The organism is Kitasatospora sp. NPDC018619, assembly GCF_044391605.1.
In the GTDB taxonomy this organism is placed as follows: Bacteria; Actinomycetota; Actinomycetes; order Streptomycetales; family Streptomycetaceae; genus Kitasatospora.
In genome coordinates this window covers 136,905-142,904 of sequence record NZ_JBISAI010000011.1, presented here as the reverse complement: position 1 = coordinate 142,904, position 6,000 = coordinate 136,905, and the positions used below count along the sequence as shown (strand labels likewise).

The following is a 6,000-nucleotide window of genomic DNA, read 5'->3' as shown; positions in this document are numbered from 1 at the left end:
CCCTTTTTTCCCGTTCACTCGTTTTATCTCCATAGCTTCTGTCCCCCGCCCTCGGGTGTGGGGCTCACCGCATCGGGCGGCCCCCCGGGCCGGGGGCCCGGGCGCTCGTCGTGCGGCGGGCGGCCTGGCTCAGCCGCTCACCACGGCCTCGAAGGCGTGCAGGTAGGGGTTGACGGGGCGGACGGCGGTGACGGTCAGTCCGGCCTCCGCCATCAGGCCGACCATGGACTCCTCGGAGTGCTTGGCGCCGCCCACGTTGAGCATCAGCATCAGGTCCATCGCGGTGGTGAAGCGCATCGAGGGGCTGTTGTCGACCAGGTTCTCCACGACGACGACGCGGGCGCCGGAGCCGGCCGCCTTCACCACGTTGGCGAGGGTGCGGCGGGTGCTGTCGTCGTCCCACTCCAGGATGTTCTTGATGATGTAGAGGTCGGCGCGGACCGGGATCTCCACCCGGCAGTCGCCCGGGATGAGGCGGGCGCGGGCGGAGAAGGCACCGCCGTCCTGGAGCCGGGGGTCGGCGCCGGCCACCACCTTGGGCAGGTCGAGCAGGGTGCCGTGCAGCGCCGGGTGCTTCTCCAGCAGGCTGGCCAGCACGTGGCCCTGGCCGCCGCCGATGTCCGCCACCGAGTCGATGCCGGTGAGGTCCAGGTACTCGGCGAAGTCCTGGGCGGACTGCCGGCTGGAGGTGGTCATCGCCTTGTCGAAGACCTTCGCCGAGTCGCCCGCGTCGCTGTGCAGGTAGTCGAAGAACTCCTTGCCGAACAGCTCGGGGAAGACGTTGCGGCCGGAGCGGACCGCCTCGTCCAGCTTCGGCCAGGCCTCCCAGGTCCACGGCTCGGTGCACCAGAGCGAGATGTAGCGCAGCGAGTTCGGGGCGTCCTCGCGCAGCAGCCGGGACATCTCGGTGTGCTCGAAGCGGTCGTCGCCGAGCTCCGCGAAGATCCCGTAGCAGGCGAGCGCGCGCAGCAGGCGGCGCAGCTGGCGGGGCTCGGTGTCGAGGGCGAGGGCGAGGTCGGTGGCGGTGGCCGGGGTGTCACCGAGCACGTCGGCGACACCGAGCCGGGCGGCCGCGCGGACGGCGGCGGCGCAGGCGGCGCCGAAGACGAGTTCGCGCAGGCGCATCGCGGCCTGGGCGCTGGTGTGGGCGGGTGCGGTGGTCATGGGTGGGTTTCCTCGGTCCTTGGGGTTCCTGGTGCGGCGGCGGGCGGCGGCGTTCTGCGGAGGCGGGGCGTCTGCGTTCGGTCGGGTTCAGTCGGGTTCAGCAGCGGCCGGCCGGCTCGGAGCGCGCGCAGGTGTTGCGGGCGAAGGTGTTGCCGGTGCCGGTGGCGGAGTCGCGGTCGGCGAGGTCGGCCGGACCGTTGCCGCTCAGCGTGTTGTCGGTGATCACGGCCCGGGTGTTGGCGACCCCGACGGCGCTCCGGAACAGGACGATGCCGCCGGAGAAGTCCGAGGTGCCGGTGTTGTCGCGCACCTCGTTGCCGGTGACCCGGGTGTCCTCGGTGCCGGTGAGCACGATGCCGGCGCCCTGGATGGCGCCCAGGCGCGGGTTGGCCGGGCAGAACCTGTTGTTGCCGACGACGGTGTTGTCCCGGACGTCGAGGTCCCCGGCGCGGGGCACGCCCTCGTCGCCGACCACGAACACGCCGGCGCAGTTGTCGCTGATCCCGTTGCTCCGGACGGTCAGCCCGCGCAGCCGGCGGACGGTGACGCCGACCCGGTTGCCGGTCAGTTCGTTGTCCTCGACCACGGTGCCGCCGGTGTCGGGCGAGCCGCCCTCGCGGTAGGCGTAGTTGGCGAGGAAGACGCCGGACTGGCCGTTGTCGGCCGAGCGGTTGCCGCGGATGGTGGCCCGGGTGGACATCTCCTGGCTGATGCCCTGCTGGGCGTTGTGGTGGACGAAGGTGTGGGTGACGGTCAGGCCGGTGGTGCCGCTGGCGTCGATGCCGTTCTTGCGGAAGCCGGTGACGGCGAGGTTGGCGATGGTGACGTCGGGCAGCGGCTGCCCCTCGGTGCCGACCACGCAGATGCCGTGCCCGGCGGCGGCGCAGGCGTTCCCGGCGTCGTCCCCGGGGGTGATCACGCTCTCCGCGCCGAAGCCGCGCAGGGTGACGCCGCGGGTGGTGATCCGCACGCTGCCCCGGTAGGTGCCGGGGAGGAGTTGGACGGTGTCGCCGGGCCGGGCGGCGTCGACGGCCTGCTGAATCGATTCGCCCTGCCGGACGGTGATCAGCGGCAGGCGACTGTCGGCGCGGGCCGCCGGGGCGGCGGCCAGAGCGGTGAGGACGGTGGTCAGGGTGGTGGCGGCGGCGGTGGCCGCGGCGAGGTGGTGGACCCGTCGCGTGGGCATGGGAGGTGACCTGTTTCTTTCGGCGCGCGCGGTGCTCGTGCGGGTGGTGTGGTCCCCCGCCCGGTCCGGCGGTGCGGGTTGACGCGCTGTGCGCGGATGGTGACGGCCGGTGGGTGCGGCCGTGTCGACGGTACGGGCGGCCGGGCGGGGCCGCCACCAGGGCTGGGCTGCGGGGCTGACGGGGCGTCGACCAGGAGTGGGACGGCCCGGCGTGGCGCGGGGACGGGGGCCGGGCGGGCGGTCGGGCGCGGCGGGAGTGGCGGGTGGATGCGGGCGCGGGGGCGGCGGGTGGGGGCGGGCGCGGGGGCGCGTTCACTCGATCGAGGACAGCGGACCACTCCTTCCGGCCGTTGGTACCCGGGGCCGGGCGCATGACATGCTCGGAGCCATGACCAGCGCACCCGTACCGCCCGCCGCCGCCCTCCGCAACCCGATCGGCGCCCACGTCCCGGTGGCCGGCCGCGGACTGGCCGGCACCGGCCTGGCGTACGCGGAGCGGGTCGGCGCGGAGACGGTCCAGGTGTTCGTGGCCAATCCGCGCGGCTGGGCCACTCCCCCGGGCAACCCGGCCCAGGACGAGCAGTTCCGCACCGCCTGCGCCGACCGGGGCGTTCCGGCCTGGGTGCACGCCCCCTACCTGATCAACTTCGGCTCGGACAACCCGGCCACCCGGGAGCGCTCCGCCGACTCGCTGCGGCACTCGCTGCGCCGCGGCCACTCCATCGGCGCGCTCGGCGTCGTGCTGCACACCGGCTCGGCGGTCGGCACCGCCCCCGGCGGCGGGTCGCGCCGGGCCGAGGCGATGGCGCAGGTCCGGGCGGACGTCCGGCCGCTGCTGGAGGAGCTGGACGGGCTCGGCGACGACGCGCCCTGGCTGCTGCTGGAGCCGACGGCGGGCCAGGGCAGCTCGCTCTGCTCCCGGCTGGAGCAGCTGGCGGAGTACGTGGAGGCGCTGGACCACCACCCGAAGGTGGGGGTCTGCCTGGACACCTGCCACGCGTTCGCCGCGGGGCACGACCTGGCGGAGCCCGGCGGGGTGACGGCCGCCCTGGACGCGCTGGCCGCCGCGGCCGGACCGGGCCGGCTGCGGCTGATCCACGCCAACGACTCCGAGGACGTCGTCGGCGCCCGCAAGGACCGGCACGCCAACATCGGCGCCGGGATGATCGGCGCCGAGCCGTTCCGCGAGCTGTTCGAGCACCCGGAGACGGCCGGGGTCCCGCTGCTGGTGGAGACCCCGGACCGCAAGCACGGCGGGGACGGCACCGGGCACGCGACGGACATCGCGGTGCTGAAGGAGCTGCGGGGGCGGGCGGCGGTCCCGGGCCCGCGGGCCCGTACCCGTGCGGCGGACCGACGGGAACCCGCCGCCGCCCGACGGCCCCGATAGGGCCGGGTCTCCCCGGACGGCAGCGGGCGCGCAACGGCAACCGGCCCGGGACGGCGGCAGGCCCAGCACGGCACGGCAACCGGCCCGGCACGGCAACCGGCCCGGGACGGCCGCGAGCCCGGAGGCCGACGGACGGCCTCCGGGCTCGGCGGGGCAGAGGTGATCAGCAGCCGCAGTCGCTCTCGCCGTGCTCGGCGTAGTTGAACCAGCTGGCGTGCGGACCGAACAGGCCGACGCCCGCGGTGCCGGACTCCAGGCTCTGCCCCTCCGACTGCGTCGGAGCGAAGCCCCCCGCCATGGCCGAGGTCGGGACCGCCACCACGGCACCGGCCACGGCGACGATCACGGCGAGCTTGCGGATCTTCCCACGAAGCGACATCTGATGTCCTTTTTGGTTCGTCTCTGGTCCTCAACCCGCGCCCGCGACCGGCCCGTTCGGCCGCCCGGCAGGCCGGGCGGCGCCCCACCGGGGAGGCGCCGCGCCAACGTTGGCACACGAACGCGCCGCTTCGGGCGCGCGCCGCAACCGGGCTGAGGCAATCGAGTGAGACAACTCCCCCGGCCGGACGAATCCCGCCGCACCGCCGTGAATCCGGGTGGACCGTCGCGAACCCGGTCGAACAGCCGCGCGGAGGGCGCCGGACGAGTCCCCGTCCCAGCGCCCCGCAGCCACAAATCTTGCGGTGACGGACCGGGCGAACTGAACAAATCCCATCGATTTGGTGCAAGGTCCCGCCTCATCCGAGCATGAATGGTCGCTCCATGGCGCTCCACCGAGCGCGGGCACAGCAGCACGAAAGGCGCACCACCCTCATGCAGACCAGCCCCGCCGCTCCGCGGCAGGCGACCCGACCGAGCGGCCCGGAGACCCCGGCACCGCTCGGCTCCCCGCCGCCCGGCCCCGCTCCGGCCGCCCCGACACCGCGACCGACCGGCCGCCGCTTCGGGCTGGCGACCGCCACCGCCCTGGTGATGGGCAACATCATCGGTGGCGGCATCTTCATGATCCCGGCGGCCGTGGCGCCCTTCGGCACGGTCAGCCTGGTCGCCTTCGCGGTGCTCACGGTCGGCGCGATCGCGCTGGCGCTGGTCTTCGGGCAGCTGGCCCGCCGCAATCCGCGCACCGGCGGGCCGTACGTCTACGCCCGCGAGGCCTTCGGGGACTTCGCCGGCTTCCTGTCCGCCTGGTCGTACTGGATCACCACCTGGGTCAGCAACGCCGCACTCGCCGTGGCCGCCGTCGGGTACCTGGACGTGCTGCTGCCGCTGCACCACTCCGTCCCCCTGGAGATCACCGCCGCCCTGGCCTTCCAGTGGCTGCCGGCCCTGGCCAACCTGGCCGGCACCCGCTACGTCGGGGCGGTCCAGCTCGTCTCCACCGTGCTGAAGTTCGTCCCCCTGCTGCTGGTCTCGGTGGGCGGCCTGTTCTTCTTCGACCCGAAGAACCTCGGCCCCTTCGACGGCACCGGCCAGGGCTGGGCGGGCGGCATGTCCGCCGCCGCGGCGATCCTGCTGTTCAGCTACCTGGGCGTGGAGTCGGCCGCGATGAGCGCCGGCCAGGTCCGCGACCCGGAGCGCAACGTCGGCCGGGCCAGCGTGCTCGGCACCACCGGTGCGGCGGTGGTGTACCTGCTCGGCACGGTCGCGGTGTTCGGCACCGTCGCCCACCAGCAGCTCGTCCACTCCAGCGCGCCGTTCTCGGACGCCGTGGACGCCATGTTCGGCGGCACCTGGGGCGGCACGGTGATCGCCGCCGCCGCGCTGGTCTCGATGGCCGGGGCCCTCAACGGCTGGACCCTGCTCTCCGCCCAGGCCCCGTACGCGGCCGCCAAGGACGGGCTGTTCCCGGCCGCCTTCGCCAAGGAGCGGCGCGGGGTGCCCACCTTCGGCGTGCTGGTCGGCGTCTCGCTGGCCTCGGCACTGACCGTGCTCAACTTCGCCAGCGGCGCGAAGGGCGCCTTCGAGATCCTCGTGCTGGTCACCACCTTCACCGCCACCGTGCCGTACCTGCTCTCCACCGCCGCCCAGCTGTACTGGCTGGTGCGCGGGGCCGGCGAGAAGGTCGACCGCGGCCGCCTGGTGCGCGACGCGGTCCTCGGCCTGGGCGCCTTCGCCTTCTCCCTCTGGCTCGTCGCGGGAGCCGGCTACGCCGCCGTCTACCAGGGCGTCCTGTTCCTGTTCGCGGGCGTGCTGGTCTACGTCTGGATGGCAGGCCGCCGCCGCGACTGACCGCCGAGGAGCCCCCCGCCTGAACCCCCCT

Annotated in this window: 5 protein-coding genes; 2 read left to right on the top strand and 3 right to left on the bottom strand. The window is 74.4% G+C overall.

The genetic code is table 11. From position 1 onward, the window contains the following. Positions 1-129: 129 nt before the first annotated feature. Positions 130-1,164, bottom strand: coding sequence for a methyltransferase (locus ACH5AR_RS19310; RefSeq protein WP_396302629.1), 1,035 nt, complete (start codon positions 1,162-1,164; stop codon positions 130-132). 97 nt (positions 1,165-1,261) lie between these two features. Continuing rightward, positions 1,262-2,350, bottom strand: coding sequence for a nitrous oxide reductase family maturation protein NosD (locus tag ACH5AR_RS19305; RefSeq protein ID WP_396302628.1), 1,089 nt, complete (start codon positions 2,348-2,350; stop codon positions 1,262-1,264). Positions 2,351-2,738: 388 nt separating this feature from the next. Between ACH5AR_RS19305 and ACH5AR_RS19300 the strand changes: the two genes are divergently transcribed. Beyond that, a complete protein-coding gene (locus ACH5AR_RS19300) occupies positions 2,739-3,740 on the top strand; it encodes a deoxyribonuclease IV (RefSeq protein ID WP_396302627.1) in 1,002 nt (333 codons plus the stop codon). A 163-nt stretch (positions 3,741-3,903) separates the two neighbouring features. Here the strand turns inward: ACH5AR_RS19300 and ACH5AR_RS19295 are convergent, their stop codons facing one another. Continuing rightward, positions 3,904-4,119, bottom strand: a complete 216-nt coding sequence (locus ACH5AR_RS19295) for a hypothetical protein (RefSeq protein ID WP_396302626.1) — start codon at positions 4,117-4,119, stop codon at positions 3,904-3,906. Between the two features lie 434 nt (positions 4,120-4,553). Between ACH5AR_RS19295 and ACH5AR_RS19290 the strand changes: the two genes are divergently transcribed. Next, entirely contained in the window at positions 4,554-5,969 is a 1,416-nt protein-coding gene (locus ACH5AR_RS19290; protein ID WP_396302625.1) for an amino acid permease, read from the top strand. The last annotated feature ends 31 nt before the right edge of the window (positions 5,970-6,000 follow it).